Below are 25,971 nucleotides of genomic sequence, written 5' to 3'. Positions count from 1 at the left end.
TCGAATAAATGACGATAGGTCCGAATTGCGAGAAATGGCACGCGCATCGTTCTCGCGCGATCGGCTACCTCCGAACCGATGTTTCCCTCGATCACCAGCCCCGCCACACCGACGCCATGCGCCGTCTGGCGCGTCGCCAGGGCCTCACGCTGATCTACACGGTGCGACTCGGCCCCGACTCCGTACCCGACCTCATCGGTCACGTGCTCGATCTCGTCCGCGCGACCGGAGCGACGACTCTGATCGTCCCCGACCTCGCCCATCTCGAAAACCATCCCGGCCGTGTCTGCGACACCTGCGATCTGCTCGCTGTTTGTCCGGAACAGCTCTGGATGAAGGCCGGCACGAACACCGGTGAGCCGATACAGGAACCGGTCTGGTTGCCCGAGCTCTGGCACAGCGAACCCGACACCCGGCTGCGCATCACCGATGCGCATCGAATCATGCAGTCCCACCGTGCTTGTAACCCCTTGGACTGCCCGCACAAAGCCGCCGCCTTCACCGTCCTCACCGAAACCGGCCGACTCGTACCCGCCACCCGCAGCCCCCGCGAACGAGCCGCCGCCCGTGGACTTCATTACCCGCCGGCCGAACCGGCCACCACGAGCGCAGGCCCGCCGATCGCACTCCTCCATCGCCTGCTCACCGGCCTCACCCAGGCATAACCATGCCGACAAGCCGAGATCCGGAACCCAGCCCGGACCTCCACCTCTCCGTCTTCCTGCACGGCCTCCGGCTCGACTACCGGGTAGACCCAGCCGCCGCCCACCTCTTCCTTCAGGAGTGGACCACCCACCACGGCACCCATAGCGCCGCCATCCTTCCCGGATCCCCTTCCGGTCTACCCCCGCCTTCCGTGCGAACGGCTATACCTGGCCTGCTGACGCACGCTGGTCGCCGGCGCACGTTTCTTTGTCCGGCCGGGGCATAGACTTCGGTGCGATCATTCGGGGGGCGGAGTGACCTTTTGATTCATTCCGTCGGTATCTGCGACACCGGAGCCCTGTGCGGTGATGTGCCGATGAATCGGCGCACCTGGATTCGTCTGCATTTCCGGCCTACCGCACAAATAGCGGGCGGCTCGAGCGTCATGATCGAACGGAGAAGCGTAAATGCCCGGAACCTCGGATGCCATGCAGCGGTGGAACCCGGTCGTCGGCCGTTGGCGAACCACCGGCGTGGTCCTCGATGAACAAGGCCGCCCCACCATCGAAGTCCACGGCTCCGATGAATACGAGTGGATGGCCGGCGGCCACTGGCTCGTACACCACGTCGACGTGATGATGGGGGAGCAGCGCACCCAGGCCTTGGAACTCATCGGCGACCACGACCCCCGGACCGATACGTACGCCATGCGAGCCTTCGACGCGTCGGGCGACTTCAGCGCCATGACCGCCCACCCCCACGCCGACGGATCGTGGTTGTTCGCCGGCCCGGCAATGCGCAGCACCCTGTGGCCCGCCGCCGACCACTCGTCGATGTCGGCGCTCTGGGAACGCGAGCTCGACACCGGCCGATGGATCCCATGGATGCGAATGAGCTTCGCCCCGCGGCCTGACGCGGGATTCGGTCTTTGATGGAGTCGCCCGCTGTCCGATGGCGATCCGACCTACTCGGCGTTGCGGCGGGCACATCCAGCACCGATTCCATATTGAATATGCAGCTCAGCATGGACACGAATCGGTGTCGATGCTCCCATGCCCATCTACCCCCATGCCATGCTCGAAGATCGAGATGCCGCGATCAGTACCTGCTCGGCAAACGAGCCGCACAGCATTCGCCAGGAGGCATGATGACCACAGGTGGATTCGACCCGGCCTACAGCCCCACAACCGGCTTCAGGCCCGCCGGCCTGGGCAAACGCGCTGTAGCCAGATTCGTCGACTGGATCATCGCCGGCATCATCGGCGCCATCTTCTTCTGGCTTCTGGGCGTGGTAGCCGATCTCCCCGACTGGGTCTCCATCCTCCCCGGCGCCGCCTTCGGCTGGCTCTACTTCATCGCCTTCGAGGTCTCCTCCGGATCGACCCCCGGCAAGAAACTCCTCGGCCTCCACGTCAACGGCTCCGACGGCGCCCCCAAACCCAGCCTCAAGGACTCGGCCGTCCGCAACGCCTACATGCTCCTCAACCTGATCCCCTGGATCGGCGGCCTCCTCTGGTTCATCGCCGCCCTCGCAATCGCCTTCACCGTGAGCTCCAGCCCGACCAAACAGGGCTGGCACGACCGCGCCGCGGGCGGCACCCAGGTTGTCGACGAATGATTGCCTGTGACAGGGGACGGTGTACGGGCGAAAAGATTGTGCAAAATCGGGGGCGGGCACCGGCGCCGACGCGTCGCTCCGCCCGATAGCCTCACCAGGTGTCGATACCATCGCCGGTGACCCGGCGCGGCGCCCTGACTCTCGCTGCCGGGCTCGCTGCCGCGATGACGGTTCCGGTGTCCGCGTATGCCCAGGACAACAGCCGCTACGCAGGCTATTCCCCCGCCGACCGTGCCGAGCCCTACGCCAGGTTCATGGCCGAGCGTACGGCGCCCCCACAGGCTGCCGTCACCCGTGCCTACGCCGGGCCACCGACTCCCGCCGCCCGGATCCCGCCATTCACGTCCCTGGCCGGTGAACTCGGATCTCCCGGCTACTCGGCAGTCGAAACCGGATACGGCTGCACTGATTCCGGAGTTGTGTGGGTCGCGATACACACACCGATGCCGCGGGTGACCGCAGCAATGTGGGATTGGTGGTTCGGCTGGCACCTGGCGGAATCGGCGCGCTATAAACTGTGGCATCCGGACGCCCACCTGTACGCCGAGGTCGCCACCGACCACAGCGGCCGGCAGCTACCGGATCGGCAACGCTATATGGGGAACGTCTCCTACGTCGATGAATACATCGGCCCGAAATTGCAGCAGCTCGCCATCGCTTTCCACGATCCACGCACTCTCGGATTCACCGTGCCCGACGGGCACACTGTGATCGTGGGGCGGGTCGGCAGCGCCATCGCCCCGATCGATCTGGGATGGCTCGCCCACCAGGTACGGCCCGCGCCCGGCGGTTCCGAAATGCGCAGCAGATTCTACCTGCGCGAGTACGGTACTCACGTCTTCGACTCGGAGCACGCCGTCCGCGCCTTCGAGCGCGGGCCCGCCGCCGACCCCGGCGATCTACTTCCGAATCTCGATACCGCACGCGATCTGATGCTGCACTGCGGTCAGGAAATGAACCATTTGGCCCAATTCCTTCCCGAACTCTACGCCGAATTCGGGCAGTAATCGCGGAACAAGCCGTCGCACTCGACCGACGCAGACAGAGCACAGTTGCCTTCGATGCGCTCGGACAATCTACTGCTGCGGGATGTTTCTATGACCACAGGTGGATTCGGCCCGGCCTAACTGCCTCACCGGAGGGGGATCCCACGTCGGATTCCTCGGGCCGTAGAGGCGCAGCATCAGCCGGAAACGACCCGGTGGGCACGGTAGCCAATTGGCATCCGGCTGCGTGGGCCGCTGTGTTTGCAGGTGGATGGTGAGGGAGCCGTCGACCCCCAGGTGCAGTCCAGGGGTGCGATCGGTGATCGCGTAGCGGTCGATCGCGTTGTCGTAGAGCAGGCCTTCCGCGTGGTAGACCGTCAGTGACCAGAACTGGTCGACGGGTGGGTGGTTCCCGCGTCCGAACCGGACGGTGTAGCCGTGGGTTCCGGTCAATGGTCTGCCGCGGTCGTCTCGTTCACATACCGGGTAGAGCGCTTCTTCGGCGGGGTTGATGTAGATCTGCGAGTGGGCTACCGCGGCGCGCAGCAGGTGGTCGCCATCGAAGTCGGTGCCGCGGTCGTTGATCGACCATCCGTTCACTGTGCGGCCGAGTTGGGCGACGTGTCGTTCGATTGCCCGGAGTCCTTCCTGTAGACCCAGATCGGCCGAACGTCGTAGTGCCGGATCATTCAGGGCGATACGCACGGTGCCGACTGCGTCCGTGACCCAATCCGGCACCTCGGCCGGCTCCGTATCGGCGAGTACCGCGCTCAGCGAATCCAGGAACGCGGCGGTGTCCTGGGTTTCGTCCTGCCGTTGGCGTTCCACGAGGTGAGGAGGTGGTGCGGCCGCAGGCGTGCTCGGTCCGCTGAGTTCGATGCGATTCTGCAACTCGTGGACTACGCGTAGATCGTTGCTGCGGCAGGGGTCGACGAGTATTCGGATCGCCACCATCACAAATCGTGACCGGCACCCGATCTTAGCGACGCAATCCGCCTCGGACACCGGACGACTGCGGTGGTGCACCATGATCTCCGGCGGTTGTGGGCCGTGCGTACGTTGTCCGACAACCGCGGCAGTGGAGGAATCGGCCTCACCGATCTGGATGCTGTAGTACCGGTCCGCGAAATCGGGGAGCCGGAGCCGGAAGGTGCCGCAGGCGAGATCCAGGAACGCCAGCGAGTAGAGCGTGTCCACATTTGGGGCGACGCCGCTCGTCAGCGTCGGATCCGAGAGCCTCCGCTGATGGCCGAGACAGTTCACCGCCGCACCCGCCGAGGTATCCGGCCGCGGAGCATCCGGGGTGAGTGGCAGCGTGAAGCGAAATCGCAGGCGCTGTGCGAAAACGTAGGGATAGCCCCAGATGTGCAGGTCCGCGGATCGTCGTGCCACGACGTCCGGTTCAAGGTGCAGTTTCCGGCTGTTCATAGGCCATCCCATTCTAGTGAACTGACTTCAATTAGACTCGACGGTGAGCAACGGGCCGAAACTTCGGTCGTGCTGGGTCGGTGAGAGGAGATGCCCGTGGTGGCCGATGCGCGGTACAAGGTCCGGCGGCGATTTCCCCTGCGGGTCTACGGTCGCGGCACCGAGCCGGACGCCCGGTTCAGTCTGGCGAACGAGCGCACCTACCTGGCCTGGATACGCACCTCGGTGGCGTTACTGGCGGCCGGGGTGGCACTGCAGGTTTTCGAAGTCGGTGGAGGTTCCGGTCCCAGCGTGCTGGCTTCGACTCTGCTGATCGTCTGTTCGATCGTGCTACCGGTTGCCGCCTGGGTGAGTTGGGCTCGGGCCGAACGGAGTTTGCGTGAGGGTGCACCGTTGCCGGCGCCGAGTATGGCCGGACCGTTGGCTGTGGTCCTCGCCCTCGCGAGTGGCCTGGTGCTGGGGGCGATCCTGCTGTGATCAGGTGGCGCCGTCCGCGCGGGTCGCAGGGTGCTGTCACGCTCACCGACGGAGGGCTGCAACTGGAACGGACCGCCCTGGCGTGGCGGCGCACCGGATGTTCGCTGTTGGTGTTCGAATTGGCGGCTGCCCGGGTGGCGGCCGAAGGAGACCAGGGATTCATCGCCGTCCTGTTCCTCGCGGCCACCGCGCCCACGCTGCTGGCGATGCTGAGCGGTGTGTCGGGCGGGGCGGCCGGTCACTCGTTGGCCGAGAACGAGCACGAAGTGGTGTATTCGAGTTCGCCGACCGGTCTGCGCGGGCTCGTGCCGGCGCTGCTCGTCACGCTGTTCGGAATTCTCTGTCTGCTGGTGTTGTGCAGTGGCGCGGCCGCACGGTGGCCGACCGGCGAAGCCGGCTGACCGCGGCCGGCGGCCCCGCATTCATCAACCCTGGAAGAGCTGCTGCCATTCTGTCGAGGAGCGGTCCACGTATTCCGCGGTCAGCTTCGAGGGGTCGGGTATGCGAACGTCGTGTGCGTCGGCGGTGGCGCCGGGAATACCGGGCAGCGCGGTGGCTACGCCGATCGCCTGCGCGGCCTGCGCTTCCGGGCCGACCATGAAATCCGCGAGGACCTGAGCCGCGTTCGGATGCGGGGCGGTCGCGGTGATATGTCCGTAGAAAGGCACACCCCACGACGGCTCTGGCAGGACCCAGTCCACCGGCGCTCCCTTGGCTTTTTCCTGAACCAGCGGCTGCACCGTGGGCGAGGCAACCACCTCGCCGGAGGTCAGAGCCTGCGCAACCCCCAAGGCGCTGGGATAGATACGTGGTTGCATTGCCGCGAGGCGGTCGACGAAATCGTCGCCGAAGTTCTCCCGGTAGTAGTCGTAGAGATCGATGTAGGAGGCGATCCCGGCCGGGTTCACCACGCCGATCTTGCCGGCGTATTTTGGATCCAGCATTTCGCGGGGATCGGCGAACCCGCCGGGCACCGCATCGGTATTCCATCCCAAGCTGAATGTGGCGGCCACATCCAGGAAGAAGCGGTCATTCTTCACGCTGCGGTCGGGTTGATATTCCGGCCGTTCACGATTGGGGCCGCGCAACGCCTGCGAATAGCTGCCGGACTCGGCGGCGGTCGCGATCCACGAGGCATCGGTGACGATGTGGACGTCCGCGGTGCCGCGGCCGGTCCGGTTCTCGGTTTCCACACGCGGGATCAAATCGGCATCCGTTCCGCGCACGAATTCCAGGGTGATTTCCGGATACTTCTCGTTCCACGCCTTTTTCAGGCTTTCCAGGATCGCCGGGTTCTGGCTCGAATACAGCAACACCGACCCCTCCTCGCGCGCCGCGGCAACCACATCCTCCCAGCTGCCCTCGACCGAAGAGGTCGTGCCACCACCACCGCATCCCGCCGCGAGGAGCGCGGCGCCGATGATCATTGCCAGCCGTCGTCTGAATCTCGCCACCACTGTCTCACTCTCTGAAGTCGAACTGACATCAGTTCAGCAGATATGGCAGAGTGGTGTCAATCACGTTCCGTAGTCCATGCGACGCACGGTGACGATCGACAGCGAGAAGGGTGGCGCCGATGCACAGCGGCCGGTACGACAACGAGCCGTCATCTTCTGCGGCAATCGGTCTGCGGACGTATGAGCTCGGTTCGGCAGAACAACTGACCGCCTCACCGCGGCCCGATATCCTCCCGAACGACCCCGGTGCCCGGGAACTGCTGACGCGCATGCTGTCCCTGCAGGCGGTGGTCTACGGATTGCCCAGCGTGTACCAGTACGCGAGCATGTGTGCCCAGTGCGCACCCAGTGGCGCCGACGACCTCTGGAGATTGAACGAGTTCGCCCACAGCCGAGAGCCGGCCGGCCCGGACTATCGGGCGTTCCGCGTGCCCAACGTCGACACTTTGTACTCCAACGCCTGGCTCGATCTCACCCACGGGCCCGCGCTGCTCGAACTCCCCGAATTCGGCAACCGCTACTACACCCTGAACTTCCTCGATGCCTACAGCAACGCAAGCAATATCAGCGCCCGCACCCACCCGGGACACCACCGCTTCCTGATCGCCACAACCGACTGGTCGGGCTCGGTACCACCGGGCTGCACGCTCTTTCGCGTCGCCACTCCGCTCATGTGGATCCTGATGCGTATCCAAGTGTTCGGGCCCCAAGACCTCACCGATGTCCACCGGCTCCAGGACGCTGTCCGCATCCACCACGAAGACGACCGCCACAGACCATGGCCCGTGTTGGATCAGGCTCAAGTGGAAACCTCGCCCGAAGCCTTCTTCAGCGCCCTGGACACCTCACTGCAGATCAACGGCACTCCCCTCCGCGACGCGGCGTACGTCAGACAGTTCCGCGCGCTCGGCCTCCGCGCCGCCGACCGAAACCCCGGCGAACTGGACGAACCGAGCCGCCGGGGTATGCAAACGGGCTTTCACGACGCGCTGGCACTGCTGGCACAATCGCGGCCACTTCTCGGCGAACCCATCGGCACCGGCTGGACACAAGTCCTCGACAAAGGCGCCCACGGCGACAACTTCCTGGCACGCGCTGTAATGAATTTCGTCGGGCTCGCCGCGAACGTCGTCGAGGAGAATTGTTCCTACAACACCTACGTCGACGCCACCGGCGAGCCACTCACGGGAGCCGGCGACCGCGCCTACCGCATCGACCTCGCCGACCCGCCGCCCGCCGAGGCGTTCTGGAGTATCACTCTCTACGAAGCCGAAACCGGCCGGCTCTACGACGCACCGGGCGCCCGGTATTCGGTCGGGAGCGGCGCCGGCCCCGAACACCCGGCCCGTTTCGGCGGCCCGACAGTGATCACAGTGAGCACCACACCGCCTACGGACTCGAGCACCTGGTTGCCGTGCCCGCCCTACCGATTCTTCCTGGTTCTACGGATGTACCAGCCCACGGCAGCCGCCACGACCGGAGGGTGGAGGCCGCCGCCGGTTCTGCGGACGGATTCGAAGTGAGCAGGCCGTCGTTACATTCTTCTGGCCGCCAGGAGGTATGCAGGTCATCGACGAGTAGTCGCAAGATTCCCGCAGTCCGGCGGCTGCGTCTTCTTTGTAGGCAATATCAGATCGAATTCTGATGCGCGGTGACCTGCGGACTCATCGGCGCAACGGACTGGACCTCGAACAATGGGAATTCGAAGTAACCAGTGGCGGCGGATCCGCTTCGTGATCGTCGACGAGAGTCGTAAGGTATGGCTCATCTATGCCAGTGAGACGTGGGCATGATCGCGGCTGGCCAGGCCACGGCCTCAACGAGACGATGCGGTGAATTCCGCGAACCTTTCGGCCAGACCCTCGCGCGACGGCCTGTCAGCGAGGCGCTGTGGTACAGAGATTCCCCGTCCGTGCATCTCCTGTAGGCCGTGCCGCAACATGGGTCCGTCTTCCTCCTCGAGGAGATCTCGATTGATGACGACGCGGTAGTCCGCAGATATCCCTAAGTAATTGCGATCGTAGGCTGCGTGGTGAATCTTGCAGAGGCTGAGTCCATTGCTCACCTCGGCATTCCCGTGTGGTTTCGTATCGGAGATGATGTGTGCTGCATCCAGAAGTGGGCCATGCTTCAAGTTGCAGACGGTGCACTGCCCGCGGTAGGCATGTAAAACGCGCCCGCGGAATTCCGGTTGGTGTAGACGTTGCTTGGTGATTCGCGCGGCGTATTTCTTCTCCAATGGGTGAAGGTGGAGCGGGTCGTCGACGGACAGTAGCGTCTCATCCAATGCGATGAGAAACCGCCTGTTTGCTCGGTCGTCAGCCACCGCGTATACAGGAAAGATGGGCACGAACAGTCCTGGCTCGATCTTTCGGAGCAGGATGAACGGTAGGCGCAGGTCGTAGGCTCGACGGAGTTTATTGTTGTCGCCCGCGGTACTGCCCTCGCGATAGGCGTAGGCGAACAACGAATCGCCTACTTCCACGTCCGCATACTTACCTTTCGGGTCCGAGAGGATCGACAGTGTGCCGAGCATGCTAGCCGGATTACGGATGCCGCGACTGTGGTCGATCAGTCGGTATACCTCACCATCGACGGTGAATTTCGAAAGTTGCTCCCGGGTGACGACCCCGGTGTCACGCACCATCTCCTCGAGATGATCGAAAATCGCCTGCCGCAAGACTCTTTCAACACTGGTATCCACTAGTGGATTCTGTCAGGCCTGATGGACTCGTGTAGTCCTTCGGGCTCGGGAAGCGGTGCACCTGGGGCAGGAACAGGAACGCTGGTGTGGCCTCGCACCGAACGGCTGGCCATGCAGTCCGGGCGAATGGTCTCATCCATCGCCGCATTGCTCGACGTCCTGCGTTCGCGTCGCCGTCCACATCGGCATCGCTGCCGAGTTCGGAAGAGAGCGCCGATAGATCTCGTAGGCTGGTCAGTCGGCCGGTGGCCTGGGTGATCACGTCGTATCCTGCCGACTTGATGCTCCTCTCGGCGGCGGTCCCGGCCGCCCGGATCATCATTCGCGCTCGGAGTGCTGATGCGTCCCGCCGCGGCATCCACGAAGCGGACGTCTGGTGGACCCGGTGCACGACTTGCTGCTACAAGCCTTGGCGATGTAGTTCAGGCCCGGCGAGTCCACAGGGTCGCTTCGATCCGTGCCATTGGTCCGCCCTCGATGTCCACCTCGACAACCTCGAACCACAAGACATTGTTATGAAGTGTGATACCGCAGAAGGTAGCGCCCTCGCGGAGGACGTATGGGTGTCCGGTCCCCGGGTTCTCGCCGCCGGCCTGCTCGAAACACAGTTGCGGCGTCGGTTCGAGGACGCTGCCGACGCCGATAGTTCCGCTCACGAAAGGATAGCGATCTCCATCGCAGCGGCGCCCAAACGAAAAGTCCGGGGTTTGATGACTCCCCGTATGGACGGTGGGTTCGGCCTTGTCCCAGATGACGATGGTGCGGATGGTGTAGCCGCGGCAGGCGTCGAGCGATTCCTCGATGTCGATCGATCGCTGCGAGTACACACGCTGCCAACGTGGGTCGTCTGGAGCGGTCATCGTTGTGCTGACAGCCGGAGAACTTACCGGAACCGATGGGCCGGGAGTTGGGGGTGCAACTGTGGAGGGTGCATCGTCACCGACGAGTTTTCCCAGCAGGAACGGTGCCCCGAGGCTGATCAACGCGATGATCAGCGGCACCACGACCACACCGACCCAGAATTCAGGTTTCGAGTACCACGGCCTTTCCGGCCCGCGTGGCGGCCTTGCAGGAACCTCGGGCGGGAACTGCTGCGTGGTCATAGGGCTCCGTCTCTTCCTGCCTGACGTCCGGCTGCCGAACACTTTAGAGCGTTGATCGATGCGCTGGCGGTCGCGAATATGCTTGGGAAAAATGGATTTCGGCCGTGGCGAGGGTCACTGCTCGGAGACCTTTGTCCGCGGCGCCGCCTCCTGCAAGGAACGGGCCGAGTCATCATGGCCGGAGCCCCGGGCCGAGCCGCCCGGTCGTACGCGGTCATCGTCGACCGCTCACGGCTGCCGGGTTCGATCAGCCGGGTGTGCAAGTGTCGTTTCCGCCAGCGAGGAATTAGCCCGATGCTGTTCCGGGGCATCGCATGGCTCAACGGGTAGCTGTGTGGTGAGGATATCTCGGTGTTCCAGGGTCCACAGGGCCGCGCGAGACTGCCAGGCCGGAGTCCACAATGCCTCGGTGTGGGTGTGTTGCTGGGTGAAGCCTTGGACGCGCGCATACCAGCCGTTGTCTTTGATCACGAAGCGCAGGATCCGGTCGACCAGATCGGCGCGCTGCCGGCGCGGCAGCCCATAACCGTCGAGAAAGGCCGCGAACCACTGCGCACGGATAGCGGCGTCGGGAAGTCCGATCTGTTCGGCGACATCGTCGTCGAACAATTGTGCGCAGTAGAAGGCGGTGGCCGCGACTTCGTCGATCGGGTCGACCGGGCAGATCGTCCCTTCGAGCCAGGTCAGTGTCTCATCGCCGGCTGCGTCGAATCCCGAGCCGGCTACGCGCGGCGCCGCATCGAAGCCCTCCGCCTCCAGGTGCCGCAGGAACGCGTGCACGGTGGAGGTCCACGGCTGTGCCGGATGAGTCACCAGGGCACCGTGACGCTGTGTCGGGTTGGTGTGGTCGAGATCGCTGACACGGTCGTAGTCGAGTTCCATGGGGCACGCTAGGGCTGCGCCGTTGCGATGCTCAATCGATTTCCGCAAGTTGTTCATCCAGGGGACGGGCGGACCCTCGAGCGACCGACCCTCAACGGAATCGGGAGACGAGGCGCAGCAGGAGGATATGGGGGAGGCTGACCGAGCGCATCTGGTTGACTGTGGCGGCGAGATAGAGGTCGTGGTCGGGGACATGGTAGAGGACCGTGCCGAAGGCGCCGGAATGGCCGATCATGGGTGGGGCCGGGGTGAACGGATTCTGCCATCGAGGTTGCCGGTAGCGCATTATGCCGATGCCGTAGTGGATGGGAATCAGCGGTGAGAATACCGAATGCCACCGGGCTGTCATCTCGGCGATGTATCGGGAGGGGAACAGTTCGCCGGCGAGGAATGCGCGCAGGAAACGTACTTGGTCGGCGGCTGTGGATACCACCGCGCCGTCGGGTGGGAACGAGGCAATTGTGTTCGGGATATGCAGCGGAATGCGACCGTGCCGGAGCTGGGCGACCTCGGCGTAGCGGTCCAGGGTTTGCGGGGTGAACAGCCAGGTGTGCTGGAGGTGGAGAGGTTCGAGGATGCGGCGGCGCAGTGCGTCGTCGAAGCTTCCGGCAGTGGCGATCTCGATGATCCGCCCGAGTAGTTGATAGTTGGTGTCGCAATATTGGGCGCGGCCCGGTGTCGAGGGGGCGAATCGGCTCGGCATGCTCCTGGCCGTCTCGAGGTAGTCCTCGAAGGTCCGGACGACGTCGGTGTGGAGCATTTCGTGGGCCAACGTGGTGCCGTCGGGGCGCTTCTGCTCGTAATAGTCCGGTATTCCGGAGGTTTGGGTCAGCAGTTCGCGGACCGTGATCGCTGAACCGTAATCGTGTCCGTCGTGCACGACGAGTCCACGCATGGTGTCGGCGCCGAGAACGTCTGCGGCGCGGGTGTCGAGGGTCAAGGTTCCTTCGTCGCGGAGTTGCATGAGGATTGCGACGGTGTAGAGCTTGGTGATGCTGGCGATGAAATAGGGCTGATCGAGATTGCCGTATCCCCAGGTGAATCCGGTGGACGGCTGTTCGATGGCGGCGCTGAATGCCGACACTGCCGGTTTGGCGGCGCAGCGCGCCGCGATCCGATCCAGTTGGGTGGTCAGGGGTGTGCTCATGTGGCGATCCGTTCCACCCGCTGTTGCGTTCTGTCGAGCCAGGCGATTTCGGCTTCGGTGATCGATATTCCGTACTCGAGCGTGGTGAGCCGGAGGGCCTGGCCGATATCGGCCGGTTCGGCCGGAATGGGGATCGCTTTCAGCGTCGCCAGATACTCGCTCAGTTCCTGGCGCCGTGCCTGTAGTAGTTCGCGAATCCGGTCGGGCGGCAATCTGTCCGCGAAGAACAGCCGCAGCAGGAACGGGTCCCGTGTCGGGGGTGTGCGTAGCGGGGTGGCGAGCCAGGAGTCGAGTTCGGCAAGGCCGCGGTCGGTGACGGTGTGGACGTGCATATTCGGACGTTCTTCCTGCACGACGGTGCGACGGGAGGCCAGCCCGTTGTCGACCAGATCGGCGAGGGCGCGATACACCTGCGACTGATCCGATGTCCAGAAATGCGCAACGCTTTCGTCGATCACCTTTTTCAGTTCGTAGCCGCTCATGGGTTTGATCGAGAGGAGTCCGAGGATCGCGTGCCGCAGTGACATGGAAGAAGGCTAGCGCACATATATGTATTGTCCAATATGGATTGGCACTCGGTGTCTTGGTCGAGAGCGTCCGCGCGGTAAGCGTTGCCGGCTGACCGCGGCCGCGCACACCGACGCTGCCCCGGTCGACTGCCGGACCCCGGCAAAGGATGATGGCCCCGTGGACTTGTGGGCGACGGTGGATCGCGGGACCCGGCGGTACTGGAAGACGTTCGGCCGGGCGGTCGACCTCGATGGTAGGCATTCCTGGCTGCGGGCGCCCGTGCTCACCGATGCCGGTGGGGCCGTGGAGGACAAGTGGTTGCGGGCCGAGGCCGATCGGGTCGGTGGGTGGGTCGATGACGATCCGGCGGCCGGGCTGCTGGCCGATATCGGGGCGCTCGGGGGTTCCGGGTTCGATCCGGCGCAGTTGCATCCGGATGTCCGGGATTTCTATGAGCGCACCGCGTTGTGGCGGATGGAGGCGTGGGTGCAGTGGACGCCCGTTTTTTCGGTCGGCGGGTGGTTCGTGACCAGGTTCTTCGGGCGGCGGGTGGGGCAGTTGGCGCTGCCGGTTCGGTCGCTGGATACCGCGCGGGGATCGACAGCCGGGTCGAGCGGGTGGTCGGCGGGGACGGTGGGATTCGCGGAGCGGCGTGGTTGCGGACGTCGCGGGCCACGGGCGAGTACATCTATAGCGGGTTCTATCGGGTTTCGCGGCTGCCGGGGTCGGATCAGCCGAGTGTGCATGTGTCGTTTCCGCTGCCGTTGGGGAATGTGCAGGTCTTTCTGCGGCCGGAGGTCGCCGAGGGTGGGGCGTTGCGGTTGGTGTCGCCGCCGGGGGCGTTCGGGGCCGACGGTACCTATGTGACGGTGGTGGAGGGGGATCGTTGCTGGGCGGCGCGGGTCCCGATCCATGAGGAGTTCCACGTGTTCGCAGATGGCGCGAATCTGCTGCGCACCGATCACACGCTGGCGGTCGGTCGGGCCGTGGCGCTTCGGCTGCACTATCTACTCATGCGTTATTTTGTTCTATGCCTGGCCCCGCGGCGGCGCCGGTCGACTCGGCGCACCGCCGCGGTCGGCATTGTTGTCAGCCGTGGGTTCGCCGCCTACTACTGGCCCCGACGGCTACCTCGCAGCGGGACCGCGAGGTTTCGCTTCAGCGCGAGCGCAATGCTGGCTCAGGTCCGGGCCGGAACCTAATGTCACGGCCATGACGACGGGTACCGCACCGCTCAACGACATCACCGCCGCCACTGCCGACGCGGTCGCACAGGATCCGGCGAAAGCTGCTGTGATTTTCCGTGCGTCGGGAATTCCGCAGGGGACGGTGGGTAGCGCCATCACCGCGGGTGCGCATGGGCTGCGGGTGGACGAACCGCCGTCGCTCGGTGGCGAGGACACCGCGCTGAATCCGGTGGAGGCGTATCTCGGTGCGTTGATCTCCTGTCAAATCGTCACCTATCGGTTCTGGGCGCAGCGGTTGCGAATCGTGGTCGACGATCTGTCGATCGAAGCCGAAGGTGATCTGGATGTGCGCGGGTTCTTCGGCCTCGACGACGCTGTGCGCCCCGGGTTTCAGGCGGTGCGGGTCCGGGTCCGAGTCACCGGACCCGAGACCGCCGAGCGTTATGCGGAACTGCAGGCCGCAGTGGATGCGCACTGCCCGGTCCTGGATCTCACCACCGGTGCGACGCCGGTCGAGACCACGCTCGAAACAGCTTGACCGGGTGCGGTCCGGCCGCGGCGCTGCCGAGCGTAAACAGCCCGTCTCGGCAGCGGGCGTGCTCGGGCGACACATGGGTTGTGCCTTCGTCCACGAACCGGCGCCTCTCAACCGACTTGATGCGCATCCCGAAGGGTTCGCGGGCGTCCACCTCCGCCCGGGCGTTCATGGTTACGCTGCAATAGGATTCGGGTTCTACAGATACGAAGATTTCTGTGGGACACCACGGCGAGGGGGACGGTATGGCGCTCACCGCGCGGTTTCAGCCGGGATCGACACGGCGGCCGTTCGTGGACCGCGAGACTGTGCTCGCGGTGTTCGACGGGGCCTTCGCCGAACTCCCGGACCGTCCTCGGGTGCTGTTGTTGAGCGGTGTCGGGGGGATCGGGAAATCCCGGTTGCTCACCGAGTTGCGGGGGCGGGTCGGTGGCGACGTTCCGACGGCTGTACTCGACTTTCAGGTGCCCAGTCAGCGGCAGCCCGCGGAGGCGCTGGTCGCGTTGCGGATCCAGCTCGGTGAGAAGAAGGTGAAATTCCACCGGTTCGATATCGCCTGCGCGGTGCTCTGGCAGCGGCTGCATCCGCATCTGCGGTTCACGGGGGATTCGCTCGCGCTGGCCGAACACAGCGAGATCCTGACCGAGGTGCTCAACGACGCGACCGGCATTCCGGTTTTCGGCACGGCTGCCAAGCTGGTCGAGACCGGGGCGCGCCGGGTGGTCCGGAGCCATCGGATCCGGCACGACCCGGTGCTGCGGGAGTTGGACCGGATGAGCTTGGGACAGCTCGAGGAGGCGGTGTCGTATCTGTTCGCGCAGGATCTGGCCGCGGGCACCGCCGGGCGCTCCTATGCGATCTTCTTCGATGCGTACGAGGCGATGACGGGCGGGCCGCAGCGGGAAGGGCGGGCGGCGGCGGTGGATCTGTGGTTGCGCGATGTGGTGGCCCAGCTGGATACCGGTCTCGTGGTGATCGCCAGCCGCGAACCGCTCGGGTGGGAGCGGCACGATCCGGAATGGGGTGAACGGATCCGGGAGGTGCGGGTCGACGATCTGCCGATGGACGCCCGGTACGCGCTACTGGACGCGTGCGGGGTCGCCGACCTCGCCGAACGCGGGGTGATCGCCGTGTCCAGTGCCGGCGTGCCCTTCTATCTGCATCTCGCGATCGACGCCCGGGGACATCTCGGGGTGGCCGGTGCGGACGAGCTGGTGTCGCCGGAAGCGATACTCGACCGTTTTCTGCAACATGTCCCGCACGAGGAGATACGCATACTCGAACTGCTCGGCCTGCCGCGCACCTTCGACCACGATATCTTCCGCACGATCACCGCCCGCTTCGATCTGCCGGGTAATCCGCTGCTCTGGAATTCGCTGATCGCCTATTCGTTCGTCGACTCCGCCGACGGCGAAGGCAACCGCTACCAGCTGCACCAGCTCATGGTGGCCGCGCTGCGCCGCCGCCTGCCCGCGGACGTCTGCGCCGAACTACACGCGGTGCTGCACCAGCTGTGGTGGGAACGGGCCCAGGAGGCGGGTAACCAGGTGTCGGCATGGCGCGAAGCCGGCTATCACGGGTTGCGTTCCGGTGCCCTCTCCGCGGTGGATCTCCTGGGCTACGTGGACCGCATCGTGGCCGGTGGCGGGTATCAGGGTATCGACGGCGTGATCAGCGACCTGCACCGTTACCTACGGGAGGGACGTGGGAACGTAACAACCATGGCGGAGATCTCGGACCTGGCGGCCTGTCTCGAGGCGGAGGCCGCGTTGCTGCTCGGCGACGCCAAAGCCGCCGACCGGTTGACGCGGGATATCGATCTCACTCGCACCGGGCCGATCGCGGACCGGCTCGCCGTCGCCGCGGGCCATGCGCGCCGCATCCTCGGGGAGACGGATACGGCGTTGACCATTTACTCGGCGGTCTGGGCCGGCGGCGCCGGGCGGGCGCGGCTCGAAGCGGGACTGTGGGCGGCGGATCTGCACATGTGCCAAGGCCGATTCGGACAGGCGCTCGGCCTGTGTGACGAGCTGGCCGGCGCCGCGGGCGACGATCGGGAGCTCCTGGGGGATATCGCCCGCCTTCGCTACCTGTCCTATCGGCTGGCCTTCGACACCGAGGCCGCCGCACGCTATCTGGCGGAAGCACAGGACCACTACGTTGCCGCGGGCAGCGTTGTCGGCCAGGCGAATATCGTGACGAACCGCGCCGAACTGCTGGCGCTGACGGACCCGCAGGCCGCGATCGCCGCCGCCGGCGTTGCCATCGCTCGCCACCGCGAACTCGGCGCCCTGCACGAACTCGGGAAGGCCTACACGGCACTGGGATTGGCGCGGCTGGCGCTCGGCGAACTCGACGCCGCGGAGCGCGCCCTGGCCGACGGCTGCGATGTCCTCGAACAGGCCGGGTATCGCTCGGGGCGGGCCCGTGCCGAACTGTTCCGCGCGGGAGTGCACGCCCGTCGTGGGGCGCGCGCGGAGACGATCCGCTGCGTGCGGTGGGCGATCTCCGAACTCGAAGCCGCCGCGGTATATCCGGGGTTGATCCTGGTCGCGCGCGCGGTGCTGACGCTCTACGGCTGGATCGAACCGGATGTCTCCGACGCGGCGGTGCGGGCCCTGGGCCGGATTCAGCCTCCGGCACCGGACGACGACCTGGACCGGGGAGCCCAGCGGCTGATCGCCCGGGTCCTGGGTATCGACCCCGACCTGATCTACCGGGAGGCCGTGGCCCGAACCGATAGGGCGGCCGGGTACTACAACCACAATGTGCGCGTCGACGGCGCGATGGGCACCGTGAATGTGCGCATACCTGTCCCCGGTGCCGACGTGATGGATCTGCGGCAGTGGCCCGAAGCGCTGGTGCTGCGGGCGATCGAAGGGGCCGGTATCCCCGCACCTCGGCTGCGCTGGGAGTCGCGGTCGCCGGTGTACCAGATCCACGACTACATCGAGGGTGAGCTACTGGACCGGATCGCTCCCCGCGGGGTGGCGGTCCCCGCACACGTGCCCACGGATGTGGCCGCGTTCTTCGGCTCGCTGGGGCAGGTCCCCGCGGACCGGCTCCCGGCCACAACCGGGGAGAACCGGGGCGATCCGGTAGCGTTCGCGCGGCGGCTGTCGGATGTTTCGCAACGCGTGTACCGGGAGTCGCGGGAGGCATTCGGCCGGCTCTATCGCGACCTGGAAGTGCCCGCGGACCCGTTCGCAGGCATCCTCGACGCCTGGACCACGCTGCGATACAGGCCCTTCCGGCTGCTGCACTCGGACGTGCACCGGAAGAACATGATCGTTCGGGGCGGCCGGGTCGTGTTCATCGACTGGGAGCTGGCGCTCTTCGGCGACCCGGTCTACGACGTCGCGACGCATATCCACAAGATGGGGTACTTCCCGGACGAGCAGGAGGCATTCCTCACGGCATGGGTCACCGCGGAGCCGGCCGCGGCCCGCGATGAATGGGCCACGGATCTCCGCACCTACCTGAACCACGAACGTGTCAAATCCGTCGTCGTGGACGCTGTCCGTTACGCGAAAGTGCTGGCGGCCGGAGACCGAGGTCCGGCAGGTGAGCAGGCGCTGATCGCCAACCTCGTCGGCAAACTCGAATGGGCGAGGGAGATCTGGGAACTGACCGAACCGATCGATCCGGAACGAGTGCAGGCCGCGCTGCGCTCCTGGCGGCCATAGACATGCCGGTGGGGTGGACCCGATTTCCTCGCCCCGGTATGGCCGGCGCAGATGAATCGATCTCGGCACGAGGCACTCGGGCCCGGCCGCGCGGACGTGGGTCAGTCCTTGCGGGCGACCCCGCCGAAGGCTCCGGAACGTTCTGGATGTTCGCCGATATCGCCGGGGTGCTCGGGGCGCCACAGCGGGAGGTGGACCAGGCCCGGTTCGAGCATTGTCCAGCCGGCGAAGTAGGTTTCGATTTCGGCGCGGGTGCGGAGCACGATTTCGGTGGAGGTGCGGCCGGACAGTTTCTGGGCCTCCAGCACCTCGGCCGGCTGCCCGTCGGCGGTGGCGTGGGTGATCGCCAGGTAGCTGCCCGGGGCGACGGCGTCGCGGAGCCGGGTCACGCAGGCTGCGGGACCGGCCTCGTCGGGGACGAAATGCAGGACACCGAGCAGCAGCACGGCGACCGGTTTGTCGAAGTCGATGAGGCTTTTGACCGACTCGTCCGCCAGGATTGTTTCCGGCTGGGCCGCGTCGGCCTGCACCACGGCGGCGTTCGGGTTGCCGGCCAGGATGGCCTCGCTGTGCGCGACCGCGACCGGGTCGATATCGGCGTAGACGACCCGGGCCGACGGGTTGGCCGCCTGCGCGACCTCGTGCACATTGCCGACCGTCGGTATACCGGAGCCGATATCGAGGAACTGGTCGATGCCCTGATCGGTGAGGAACCGGACGCAGCGGCGCAGCAGGTCGCGATTGGCGCGCATGGTTTCGGCGACGTTCGGTGTGAAGGTCTCGATCTGCTGGGCGAGCTGCCGGTCGATCTCGAAATTGTGCATACCGCCTACGAAATAGTCGTAGACGCGGGATGCGCTGGGGCGGTCGAGGTCGATGCCGTCGGGGGCCCAACTCGGTCTGCTCATCGGCCGGGTATTTCCTTTCGCACCAACCGTTTCGGTACCGGCGGGAGCGCCGTACCGGGTTGCGGTCATCGTAACCGACACCGGTGGTAAGCGGGTGCGTTCCACATCGGCGGCCGGTTCCGGCTAGCATCACCCCATGGGTTGGGATGCCGGGCCCGGTGCGTTACCCCAGGGCTCGTACGCCGACCTGGCCGGCCGCTGGATGACGGCACTGCGGGAGGGGGCACGCGATCATGTCGTGCCGATGAGTGCGCGGGAAACCGCCGAGCTGCTGGCGCGGCTGGCGGCCGAACTCGACCGATCCGCCGACGTGGCGAACCCGCAGCCGGAGCGCGCGGCCGCCGTCGGGGCCCAGCTGGCACGGTCGCACTTCGTGGGCGATGAGGTGCTCGGGCGCAGTATCGACGTGCTCGGTGCCCACCTCGCCGCCACCGGTGTCCCGGCGCCGGGGGTGGTCGCGACGCTGGGCGCCTTCGCCAACGGCTACCTGCGTGCTTTCCGCACCTGGCTGCTCGCCGAGCAGGAGAGTGTCCGGGCCGCCGAGATCGAGGCCCGGCGCGCCGTCGAGGAACAGCTACGGGCCAGTGAGGCCCGCATGCGCGGAGTGTTCGCGCAGGCCGGTGTCGGTACGGGGCTGTCGGATATGACCGGCCGGATCATCGAGGTCAACACGGCGTTCGCGGACATGCTCGGGTACGAGCCCGCGGAGATGTGCGGGATGATGGTGACCGACCTCGCCCACCCCGAGGACGAATCGGGGATGTGGGAGCTGTACGGGGCGCTGATGTCCGGGGAATGCGACAGTGTCCGGCTGGAGAAGGCCTATCCGCATCGCGACGGGCACGCGGTGTGGACCAACCTCAACGTCTCGCTGATCCGGGACGAGCGGGGCGCCCCGCAGTACACCCTGGTGCTGGTGGAGGACATCTCCGAGCAGCGGGCGCTGCAGGCGAGCCTGCGCTACCGGGCCCACCACGATCAGCTGACGGGTCTGGCGAACAGATCCCGCTTCTTCGACGCCCTCGCCGACGCCTTCGCCGCCCCGGCCGCCGGAGTCGGCCTGTGCTATGTGGACCTGGACCATTTCAAGACCGTCAACGACACCCACGGTCACGCGGTCGGCGACGAGCTGCTGGTGGCCGCCGCGGCCCGGCTGCGGGAGTGCCTCACCCGGCCCGGGCAGTTGGTCGCGCGGATGGGCGGCGACGAGTTCGTGATCCTGGTACCGGACCCGGAGCATCCCGGCGAGGTGGCGGCGCTGGCCGAGACCGTGCTGGCGGCACTCGCCGAACCCTTCGAGATCAACGGTCAGCGGCTGCGGCTGGGTGCGAGCGTGGGGGTGGTGGAGGAACGCTCCGACCGCGCCGATGTGGACGAATTCCTGCAGGCCGCGGATACCTCGATGTACTGGGCGAAATCGGCCGGCCGCGGCTGCTACGCGGTCTTCGATCCCGACCGCGGCCGCCGCGAGCACGCGCGAGCCGAATTGTCCGCGGCGATCCCCGAGGCACTGGCCGGCGGGCAGTTCTTCCTCGAATACCAGCCGATCGTGCCGCTGTCCGGAGACCGCATCGATGCCGTGGAGGCGCTGGTGCGGTGGCGCCATCCCGATCTGGGGGTGCTCTCACCCGTCGAATTCATCGATCTGGCCGAGGACCACGGTCATATCCCGGCCCTGGGCGCCCATGTGCTCGAACAGGCGTGCCGCGCTGCCCGCCGGTGGTACGACCTCGACCCCGACGGCGCCCCTGTGATCAGTGTGAACGTCTCCGCGGTGGAGGTGGCCGACCCGGCCTGGCTGGCGCGGGTGGAGAAAACGCTCGCCGAGACCGGTATCCCGCCGGATCGGCTGCAACTGGAGCTGACCGAGCGGGCATTCATGGCCGACGACGGTGGACCGCTGGCGGCCCTGCGCACCCTGGCGAGTGCCGGGGTGCGGATCGCGCTGGACGATTTCGGCACCGGCTACTCCAATCTGGCGTATCTGGGCCAGCTGCCGCTGCAGGTGGTGAAACTGGCGGGTCCCTTCATCCAGCGGATCCGTGATTGCGAGAGCGCCGGTGCCACCGATCTGGTGGTGCTGGAGACGATCGTCGGCCTGACCCACGCCCTCGGCTTCACGGTCACCGCGGAATGCGTCGAAACCCGTTTCCAGGCCGACCAGTTGCGCGGCCTGCGCTGTGATACCGCGCAAGGCTGGTATTTCCACCGGCCGCTGTCCGAGGCCCGGGTGACCGATCTGCTCGCACAGCAGCGGCGCGGCGGCTAGCGCGGAGTCCAGGCCGGGTCGCGGCCGATGAAGGCCACCAGTTTGTCCTGTGCGGAGGCATCCGCGGCGACGGGGACGGCGGAACCGAACTGGCCGCTTTCCCGCAGCATCGGCTCCACCGCCCGCATCCCCGCCAAGGCTGCCGCGCATCGGTTTTCGCCCAGATCGGGTTCGCGGCCGAGGGCTTTGGCCAGATCCCAGGTGTGCATCCAGATATCCGGGGTGTAGAACTCGTCGATGGCCTCGTCGACCGGGCGCTCCCCGAAGTGCGGGTTGCTCAGGACACGGCCCGCGGGGTCGTCGAGAACGGCTTGGATCTCGGTGACGTGCCGCTTCCACGCGGCGACCGGATCCGCGGCGACATCCAGGGCCGGGAGGTCGATGCCGGCGCCGCCGAGCAGGCCCCTGGACCATTCGATCAGATGTGTGACGATATCCAGTGCCGTCCACTCCGCGACCGGGCTGGGGCGCGACCAGTCGCCGGGTGCGGCGGATTCGACGAGTTCGGTGAAGGCGGCCGCATCCTGCGCATGCTGTGCGGCCGGGCCGGCCGGCGCCGCCATCACGCCTGCTCCGCGAGCAGTTCGTCGAGCTTGGCGTAGCCCTCTTCCACGCCGACGTTCATACCGCTGGCCAGCATGCCGTCGCGTATTTCGAAACTTTCGACCACACTCAGGACCCGCAGCCGCGTGCGGCCGTCCGGAAGGGCTTCGAAGGTCAGTGTTTCCAGGGCGACGCCGTCGGGTTCACCCTCGTAGGTGAAGGTCCAGACGATCCGCTCGTTGGGCCGGACCTCGTGGAAGCTGCCGAAGAAGGTGGCGATTTCGGCGCCGTCCCGGTCGTTGGCGAAGGCCCACGCGCCGCCGGTGCGCGCGTCCCAGGTGGTGATCCGGGTGGTGATGCTGCGCGGGCCGACCCATTGCGCATACAGCTCCGGGTCGACGTGGGTGCGGAACACCTGCTCGGGGGTGGCGTCGAATTCGCGGATGATCTCGATGGTGGGGACCTTGTCGTCCGCGATGATCTCGGTGGTGGTCATGATGCGTCCTTCTTTCTGTCGGTTTCGCCGGTTTCGGTCATCCGGCGCAGCAGGGCGTCGAGGCGCTGATAGCGCTCCTCCGCCTGCCGGCGGTAGCGTTCGATCCATTTCGTCATCAGGCTCAATACCTCCGCGTCCAGGTGCACCGGCCGGCGCTGGGCGTCCCGGCTGCGGGTCACCAGTCCGGCGTCCTCCAGGACTTTCACGTGCTTGGAGATCGCCTGCAGGCTCATGTCGTAGGGTTCCGCCAGCTCGCCCACGGTGGCGTCCGCGGCGGCGAGCCGGGCGACCAGATTGCGCCGGGTCGGGTCGGCCAATGCCGCGAATACGCGGTTGAGTTGTTCGGTGTCTTCCTCCACTGTTCTTCCTCAACTTCTCGGTTGAATAAGACCATAGCGCCCTGCGGCGGCTTATTCAACCCCTTGGTTGAATAAGGGTGCCCAGTTCGCGCCGGGCTGCTGGTGCGGGCCCGCCGGATGTGGTCAGGTGGCGGTTTCGTCGGCGAGGCGCTGGAGGTAGATCGCGAACTGCCCGCGGTCCCGGGCCGGCCAGCCGGCGGTGAGCCGGTCGAAGCATTCGCGCTGCCAGGCATGGGCGGCGTCCAGCAGTTGCTCGCCGGTCTCGGTGGGTTCCAGGACCACCCGGCGGCGGTCGTGCGGGGAGGTGAGGCGGATGAGGTACTCCGCGGTGACGGCGTCGCGGACCATGCGGCTGGCGCCGGAGTGATCGATACCGAGCTGGGTCGCGACATCGCTGACGGTGGCCTCGTCGCGGGTGCGCCGGGCCGCGGCGACGGCCTCGAGGACCTGGATGTGCTGGATTCGGCCGGTATCCGCCGCCGGCTCCGTGGAATATCCGTCGAAGACGCGGCCGCTCCAGCGACGGGACCAGAAACGTACCAGGCGGAAAAGCGCCGGTCCGCCGTCGGCCGGTGTGGCGGGAATGGGGTCTGGTGTAGCACGCACGCTGGACATTGTATGCGTTGCGCACCTATATTTGTATGCGTAACGCATACAGTTCGGCTCCTTGGAAGGCACCGCATGTCCCTCGTGCTGAATCACACGATCGTCCCCGCGACCGACAAGCTCGCTTCGGCAGCGTTTTTCGCCGAACTGATGGGCCTGCCGGTCGCGCCGCCGGCGGGACCGTTCGTTCCGGTACGGGTGAACGACGAGCTGACCTTCGATTTCGACGACTGCGGGCGCGTCGAGCCGGGGCATTACGCGTTCCTGGTGGACGACGCCACATTCGATGCGGTTCTCGGGCGGCTCGCGCAGTGGCCCGCGGTCGACTACGGCTCGGGGCCGGAGAACGGCTGGGACTGCCGGATCAACAAGCTTGCCGGGGGTCGCGGGGTCTATGTCCGGGACCCGGACGGCCACAGCTACGAACTGTTCACCGCCGTCCCCTGAGCGGTGCTCGACTACGTGACGGGAACCGGCCCACCTCACCCCTCATCGGTGCGGTGGGCCGGGGTTCCCCGCGGCGGCCCGCTGTTATCGAGCGGCGTTCAGGTAGTTCTTCCACCCTCCGTACTCGGTGATATCCGTTGCGTCGCGGGCTGATTCGTAATCACAGGCGAATCCCGTGACCCATTCGCCCGTCTCGAGTTCGACCTTGCCCAGTGTCATGGGTGACGGCAGGTTGCTCAGGAAGCTGCCGAGGGCGGCGGGGGAGAGGCGATACAGTTCGCCGGGTAGTGAGCGGCCGTCGCCCGGACCCACCCGGAGCAGGCCGGGTTTCGGCGGGGTGGCGGGCAGCGCGACCATGCGGTACGCCGCCGCGGTCGCGACTTCGCCGACGAACCGGGCCCGCGCCGCGTCGAGCTGGTGGTGCAGGGGGAGGCCGCGCAGGTGGGCGCCGACGACGAGGAGGTCGGTGCCGGTCGCGGTGAGCAGCGGCGACGGTTCGCCCAGCAGCCGGGCGGCGAGATCGATACCGACCTGATCGGCGAAGGCGGGGGTCACCAGCATGACGCCGAACGGGTCGCCTTCGGCGGTGTCCTCGCCGGGGACCGCGACCGCGGCCAGGTCCAGGAGATTACAGAAATTGGTGAAGGTGCCCATCCGGCTGTTGATGGTGATCGGATCGGCCGCCACGGCCGCGATCGTCGGATGTTCGGTGGTGGTGGGCAGGAGCAGGGCCGGGTAGTCGGCGAAGAGGCGGCGCGCGGTGGCGGCGGCGCGGGCGATCTGGTCGAGGTCGGTGACGTAGGCGTGCGCGGCCGGGCGGGCACTACCTTCGACGATCGCGGAGACCACCGGGTCGGCGCCTTCGGGCTTCCCACTGAGAAACTCCCCGACCGCGGCGTAGCGCTGGGCGACGACGGCGCCGTCGTAGAGGAGTCTGGCGGCGTCGAGGAGTTCGGTGATATCGACCGTGCCGATTTCGCCGCCGCCCGCCCGCCAGCGAGCGACGGTCGCGTCGAACGCGGCGCGATAGGCGGGCGTCAGGGCTTTCAGGTTGTCGTCGGTGGGCACGGCGAGGATCGGGCGGGCGGGGGCGCCGAGCGGGGTGTCGGCGGGCCAGGGACGGGAACGGGGGTCGGCCGGGTCGGGGCCGATCATGGCGTTCGCGACCTGCGTGGCGAGGGTGAGGTCGCGGGCGAAAACGCTCACGGCGTCGTAGTCGGGGCAGGCGGGGACCACGCCGGTGGTGGGGACCAGGCCCAGGGTCGGTTTGATGCCGACGAGGCCGTTCAACGCGGCGGGGACGCGGCCGGAACCGGCGGTATCGGTGCCCAGGGCGGCGTCGACCATGCCCAGGGCGACGGCGACGGCCGAACCGGAACTGCTGCCGCCGGAGACACGATCGGGGAACCGGCTGTTGCGGACGGCGCCGTAGGGGCTGCGGGTGCCGACCAGTCCGGTGGCGAACTGGTCGAGATTGGTCTTACCGAGCACGATCGCGCCCTGTTCGACCAACCGCGCCACCGCGGGGGCGGTCTGCTCGGGGGCGCGGGCGAAACCGGGGCAGGCGCAGGTGGTGGGAATCCCGGCGATATCGATATTGTCCTTGACGGCCAGCAGAACCCCGGCCAGCGGCAGGTTTTCGCCCTGCTCGGACCGGGCGTCGATCGCCGCGGCCTCGGCCAGGACATCGGCCTCCTCGCGCAGCGAAATCCAGATCTCGGGCCGGTCGTGCTCGCGGATCGCCCGGTACGCGGCCGCGACCTTGTCCACCGCCGCAAGAGCGTTCCCGGCGGCGCCCGTCACGTTGCGCGCAGCGGGGGTCGCGTCATCGGCAGTGCCGGGTGCCCTGCCGGCCGCCGCGATCGCAGCGTCGGCGGCGCCGGTCGTACTGCCCACTGTGCCGGTCGTGCTGTCGACTGCATTGTCCGGCGTGCCCGTGGACTCGGGGCGCGCGCCGGCTAGCGGTAGTTTCTCCATG

Annotated in this window: 25 protein-coding genes; 12 read left to right on the top strand and 13 right to left on the bottom strand. The window is 66.7% G+C overall.

Annotated features, from left to right (window positions below; genetic code table 11):
* The first annotated feature begins 8 nt into the window (after positions 1-8).
* From QH276_RS07050 to QH276_RS07035, 4 genes are all read left to right on the top strand, one after another.
* Positions 9-665, top strand: coding sequence for a hypothetical protein (locus QH276_RS07050; RefSeq protein ID WP_280402432.1), 657 nt, complete (start codon positions 9-11; stop codon positions 663-665).
* A gap of 447 nt (positions 666-1,112) precedes the next feature.
* Positions 1,113-1,577: a DUF1579 family protein gene (locus tag QH276_RS07045; RefSeq protein WP_280402431.1), complete on the top strand. Its 465-nt coding sequence runs from the start codon at positions 1,113-1,115 to the stop codon at positions 1,575-1,577.
* A gap of 215 nt (positions 1,578-1,792) precedes the next feature.
* On the top strand, positions 1,793-2,263 hold the full coding sequence (locus tag QH276_RS07040; RefSeq protein ID WP_280402430.1) for an RDD family protein: 471 nt from the start codon (positions 1,793-1,795) through the stop codon (positions 2,261-2,263).
* Positions 2,264-2,361: 98 nt separating this feature from the next.
* Positions 2,362-3,270 carry a DAPG hydrolase family protein gene (locus QH276_RS07035; protein ID WP_280402429.1) on the top strand — a complete coding sequence of 303 codons (909 nt, stop codon included), beginning with the start codon at positions 2,362-2,364 and terminating at the stop codon, positions 3,268-3,270.
* Positions 3,271-3,339: 69 nt separating this feature from the next.
* Here the strand turns inward: QH276_RS07035 and QH276_RS07030 are convergent, their stop codons facing one another.
* Complete coding sequence (locus QH276_RS07030) at positions 3,340-4,677, bottom strand: DUF1214 domain-containing protein (RefSeq protein ID WP_280402428.1); 1,338 nt, start codon at positions 4,675-4,677, stop codon at positions 3,340-3,342.
* Positions 4,678-4,773: 96 nt separating this feature from the next.
* Between QH276_RS07030 and QH276_RS07025 the strand changes: the two genes are divergently transcribed.
* Positions 4,774-5,154 carry a YidH family protein gene (locus QH276_RS07025; RefSeq protein ID WP_280402427.1) on the top strand — a complete coding sequence of 127 codons (381 nt, stop codon included), beginning with the start codon at positions 4,774-4,776 and terminating at the stop codon, positions 5,152-5,154.
* Positions 5,151-5,555 (top strand): DUF202 domain-containing protein, encoded by a 405-nt coding sequence (locus tag QH276_RS07020; protein WP_280402426.1) that lies wholly within the window; start codon positions 5,151-5,153, stop codon positions 5,553-5,555. Before QH276_RS07025 ends, QH276_RS07020 begins: the two co-directional genes overlap by 4 nt.
* Positions 5,556-5,579: 24 nt before the next feature.
* Here the strand turns inward: QH276_RS07020 and QH276_RS07015 are convergent, their stop codons facing one another.
* Entirely contained in the window at positions 5,580-6,581 is a 1,002-nt protein-coding gene (locus QH276_RS07015; protein ID WP_280402456.1) for an ABC transporter substrate-binding protein, read from the bottom strand.
* Positions 6,582-6,730: 149 nt separating this feature from the next.
* Here QH276_RS07015 and QH276_RS07010 point away from each other — a divergent pair, with 149 nt between their 5' ends.
* Positions 6,731-8,134, top strand: coding sequence for a DUF1254 domain-containing protein (locus tag QH276_RS07010; protein ID WP_280402425.1), 1,404 nt, complete (start codon positions 6,731-6,733; stop codon positions 8,132-8,134).
* 293 nt (positions 8,135-8,427) lie between these two features.
* Here QH276_RS07010 and QH276_RS07005 read toward each other — a convergent pair whose 3' ends face one another.
* From QH276_RS07005 to QH276_RS06985, 5 genes are all read right to left on the bottom strand, one after another.
* Positions 8,428-9,315 carry an HNH endonuclease gene (locus QH276_RS07005; RefSeq protein ID WP_280402424.1) on the bottom strand — a complete coding sequence of 296 codons (888 nt, stop codon included), beginning with the start codon at positions 9,313-9,315 and terminating at the stop codon, positions 8,428-8,430.
* A gap of 422 nt (positions 9,316-9,737) precedes the next feature.
* Positions 9,738-10,418 (bottom strand): hypothetical protein, encoded by a 681-nt coding sequence (locus QH276_RS07000; protein WP_280402423.1) that lies wholly within the window; start codon positions 10,416-10,418, stop codon positions 9,738-9,740.
* A gap of 228 nt (positions 10,419-10,646) precedes the next feature.
* Positions 10,647-11,300, bottom strand: coding sequence for a hypothetical protein (locus QH276_RS06995; RefSeq protein ID WP_280402422.1), 654 nt, complete (start codon positions 11,298-11,300; stop codon positions 10,647-10,649).
* Between the two features lie 91 nt (positions 11,301-11,391).
* Positions 11,392-12,447, bottom strand: coding sequence for a serine hydrolase domain-containing protein (locus QH276_RS06990; protein ID WP_280402421.1), 1,056 nt, complete (start codon positions 12,445-12,447; stop codon positions 11,392-11,394).
* Positions 12,444-12,974 (bottom strand): PadR family transcriptional regulator, encoded by a 531-nt coding sequence (locus QH276_RS06985; RefSeq protein ID WP_280402420.1) that lies wholly within the window; start codon positions 12,972-12,974, stop codon positions 12,444-12,446. Before QH276_RS06985 ends, QH276_RS06990 begins: the two co-directional genes overlap by 4 nt.
* Positions 12,975-13,703: 729 nt before the next feature.
* Between QH276_RS06985 and QH276_RS06980 the strand changes: the two genes are divergently transcribed.
* From QH276_RS06980 to QH276_RS06970, 3 genes are all read left to right on the top strand, one after another.
* Positions 13,704-14,159, top strand: a complete 456-nt coding sequence (locus tag QH276_RS06980; protein ID WP_280406669.1) for a hypothetical protein — start codon at positions 13,704-13,706, stop codon at positions 14,157-14,159.
* A gap of 10 nt (positions 14,160-14,169) precedes the next feature.
* Complete coding sequence (locus QH276_RS06975; protein ID WP_280401053.1) at positions 14,170-14,682, top strand: OsmC family protein; 513 nt, start codon at positions 14,170-14,172, stop codon at positions 14,680-14,682.
* 290 nt (positions 14,683-14,972) lie between these two features.
* Positions 14,973-18,365, top strand: coding sequence for a phosphotransferase (locus QH276_RS06970; protein WP_280401054.1), 3,393 nt, complete (start codon positions 14,973-14,975; stop codon positions 18,363-18,365).
* Positions 18,366-18,466: 101 nt separating this feature from the next.
* Here QH276_RS06970 and QH276_RS06965 read toward each other — a convergent pair whose 3' ends face one another.
* On the bottom strand, positions 18,467-19,273 hold the full coding sequence (locus QH276_RS06965; RefSeq protein WP_280401055.1) for an SAM-dependent methyltransferase: 807 nt from the start codon (positions 19,271-19,273) through the stop codon (positions 18,467-18,469).
* A 136-nt stretch (positions 19,274-19,409) separates the two neighbouring features.
* Here QH276_RS06965 and QH276_RS06960 point away from each other — a divergent pair, with 136 nt between their 5' ends.
* The gene (locus QH276_RS06960) at positions 19,410-21,542 is read left to right on the top strand and encodes a putative bifunctional diguanylate cyclase/phosphodiesterase (protein ID WP_280401056.1); all 2,133 of its coding nucleotides are present in this window, start codon (positions 19,410-19,412) and stop codon (positions 21,540-21,542) included.
* On the opposite strand, the gene QH276_RS06955 is transcribed toward QH276_RS06960, so the two are convergent.
* The 4 genes from QH276_RS06955 to QH276_RS06940 form a co-directional block, all read right to left on the bottom strand.
* Positions 21,539-22,105, bottom strand: a complete 567-nt coding sequence (locus QH276_RS06955; RefSeq protein ID WP_280401077.1) for a maleylpyruvate isomerase family mycothiol-dependent enzyme — start codon at positions 22,103-22,105, stop codon at positions 21,539-21,541. The genes QH276_RS06960 and QH276_RS06955 overlap by 4 nt on opposite strands.
* Complete coding sequence (locus tag QH276_RS06950; RefSeq protein ID WP_280401057.1) at positions 22,105-22,581, bottom strand: SRPBCC family protein; 477 nt, start codon at positions 22,579-22,581, stop codon at positions 22,105-22,107. Before QH276_RS06950 ends, QH276_RS06955 begins: the two co-directional genes overlap by 1 nt.
* A complete protein-coding gene (locus tag QH276_RS06945) occupies positions 22,578-22,940 on the bottom strand; it encodes an ArsR/SmtB family transcription factor (RefSeq protein WP_280401058.1) in 363 nt (120 codons plus the stop codon). Before QH276_RS06945 ends, QH276_RS06950 begins: the two co-directional genes overlap by 4 nt.
* A gap of 123 nt (positions 22,941-23,063) precedes the next feature.
* The gene (locus QH276_RS06940) at positions 23,064-23,555 is read right to left on the bottom strand and encodes a MarR family winged helix-turn-helix transcriptional regulator (RefSeq protein WP_432278703.1); all 492 of its coding nucleotides are present in this window, start codon (positions 23,553-23,555) and stop codon (positions 23,064-23,066) included.
* Between the two features lie 66 nt (positions 23,556-23,621).
* Here QH276_RS06940 and QH276_RS06935 point away from each other — a divergent pair, with 66 nt between their 5' ends.
* On the top strand, positions 23,622-23,993 hold the full coding sequence (locus QH276_RS06935) for a VOC family protein (protein WP_280401060.1): 372 nt from the start codon (positions 23,622-23,624) through the stop codon (positions 23,991-23,993).
* Positions 23,994-24,077: 84 nt separating this feature from the next.
* On the opposite strand, the gene atzF is transcribed toward QH276_RS06935, so the two are convergent.
* A complete protein-coding gene (gene atzF / locus QH276_RS06930; RefSeq protein ID WP_280401061.1) occupies positions 24,078-25,970 on the bottom strand; it encodes an allophanate hydrolase in 1,893 nt (630 codons plus the stop codon).
* Position 25,971 lies beyond the last annotated feature (1 nt).

Source organism: Nocardia carnea (assembly GCF_029869215.1).
GTDB classification, from domain to species: Bacteria; Actinomycetota; Actinomycetes; order Mycobacteriales; family Mycobacteriaceae; genus Nocardia; species Nocardia carnea_B.
Note: the sequence above shows the minus strand (reverse complement) of the source record. Positions and strands in the feature narration are given on the sequence as shown.

Excerpts from the sequence above, each read along its gene's own strand:
- QH276_RS07050 (WP_280402432.1), top strand. The coding sequence starts at position 9 with ATGACGATAGGTCCGAATTGCGAGAAATGGCACGCGCATCGTTCTCGC.
- QH276_RS07045 (WP_280402431.1), top strand. The coding sequence starts at position 1,113 with ATGCCCGGAACCTCGGATGCCATGCAGCGGTGGAACCCGGTCGTCGGC.
- QH276_RS07040 (WP_280402430.1), top strand. The coding sequence starts at position 1,793 with ATGACCACAGGTGGATTCGACCCGGCCTACAGCCCCACAACCGGCTTC.
- QH276_RS07030 (WP_280402428.1), bottom strand. The coding sequence starts at position 4,677 with ATGAACAGCCGGAAACTGCACCTTGAACCGGACGTCGTGGCACGACGA.
- QH276_RS07015 (WP_280402456.1), bottom strand. The coding sequence starts at position 6,581 with ATGATCATCGGCGCCGCGCTCCTCGCGGCGGGATGCGGTGGTGGTGGC.
- QH276_RS07010 (WP_280402425.1), top strand. The coding sequence starts at position 6,731 with ATGCACAGCGGCCGGTACGACAACGAGCCGTCATCTTCTGCGGCAATC.
- QH276_RS07000 (WP_280402423.1), bottom strand. The coding sequence starts at position 10,418 with ATGACCACGCAGCAGTTCCCGCCCGAGGTTCCTGCAAGGCCGCCACGC.
- QH276_RS06995 (WP_280402422.1), bottom strand. The coding sequence starts at position 11,300 with ATGGAACTCGACTACGACCGTGTCAGCGATCTCGACCACACCAACCCG.
- QH276_RS06990 (WP_280402421.1), bottom strand. The coding sequence starts at position 12,447 with ATGAGCACACCCCTGACCACCCAACTGGATCGGATCGCGGCGCGCTGC.
- QH276_RS06985 (WP_280402420.1), bottom strand. The coding sequence starts at position 12,974 with ATGTCACTGCGGCACGCGATCCTCGGACTCCTCTCGATCAAACCCATG.
- QH276_RS06975 (WP_280401053.1), top strand. The coding sequence starts at position 14,170 with ATGACGACGGGTACCGCACCGCTCAACGACATCACCGCCGCCACTGCC.
- QH276_RS06965 (WP_280401055.1), bottom strand. The coding sequence starts at position 19,273 with ATGAGCAGACCGAGTTGGGCCCCCGACGGCATCGACCTCGACCGCCCC.
- QH276_RS06960 (WP_280401056.1), top strand. The coding sequence starts at position 19,410 with ATGGGTTGGGATGCCGGGCCCGGTGCGTTACCCCAGGGCTCGTACGCC.
- QH276_RS06955 (WP_280401077.1), bottom strand. The coding sequence starts at position 22,105 with ATGGCGGCGCCGGCCGGCCCGGCCGCACAGCATGCGCAGGATGCGGCC.
- QH276_RS06950 (WP_280401057.1), bottom strand. The coding sequence starts at position 22,581 with ATGACCACCACCGAGATCATCGCGGACGACAAGGTCCCCACCATCGAG.
- QH276_RS06940 (WP_432278703.1), bottom strand. The coding sequence starts at position 23,555 with ATGTCCAGCGTGCGTGCTACACCAGACCCCATTCCCGCCACACCGGCC.
- QH276_RS06935 (WP_280401060.1), top strand. The coding sequence starts at position 23,622 with ATGTCCCTCGTGCTGAATCACACGATCGTCCCCGCGACCGACAAGCTC.
- atzF (WP_280401061.1), bottom strand. The coding sequence starts at position 25,970 with ATGGAGAAACTACCGCTAGCCGGCGCGCGCCCCGAGTCCACGGGCACG.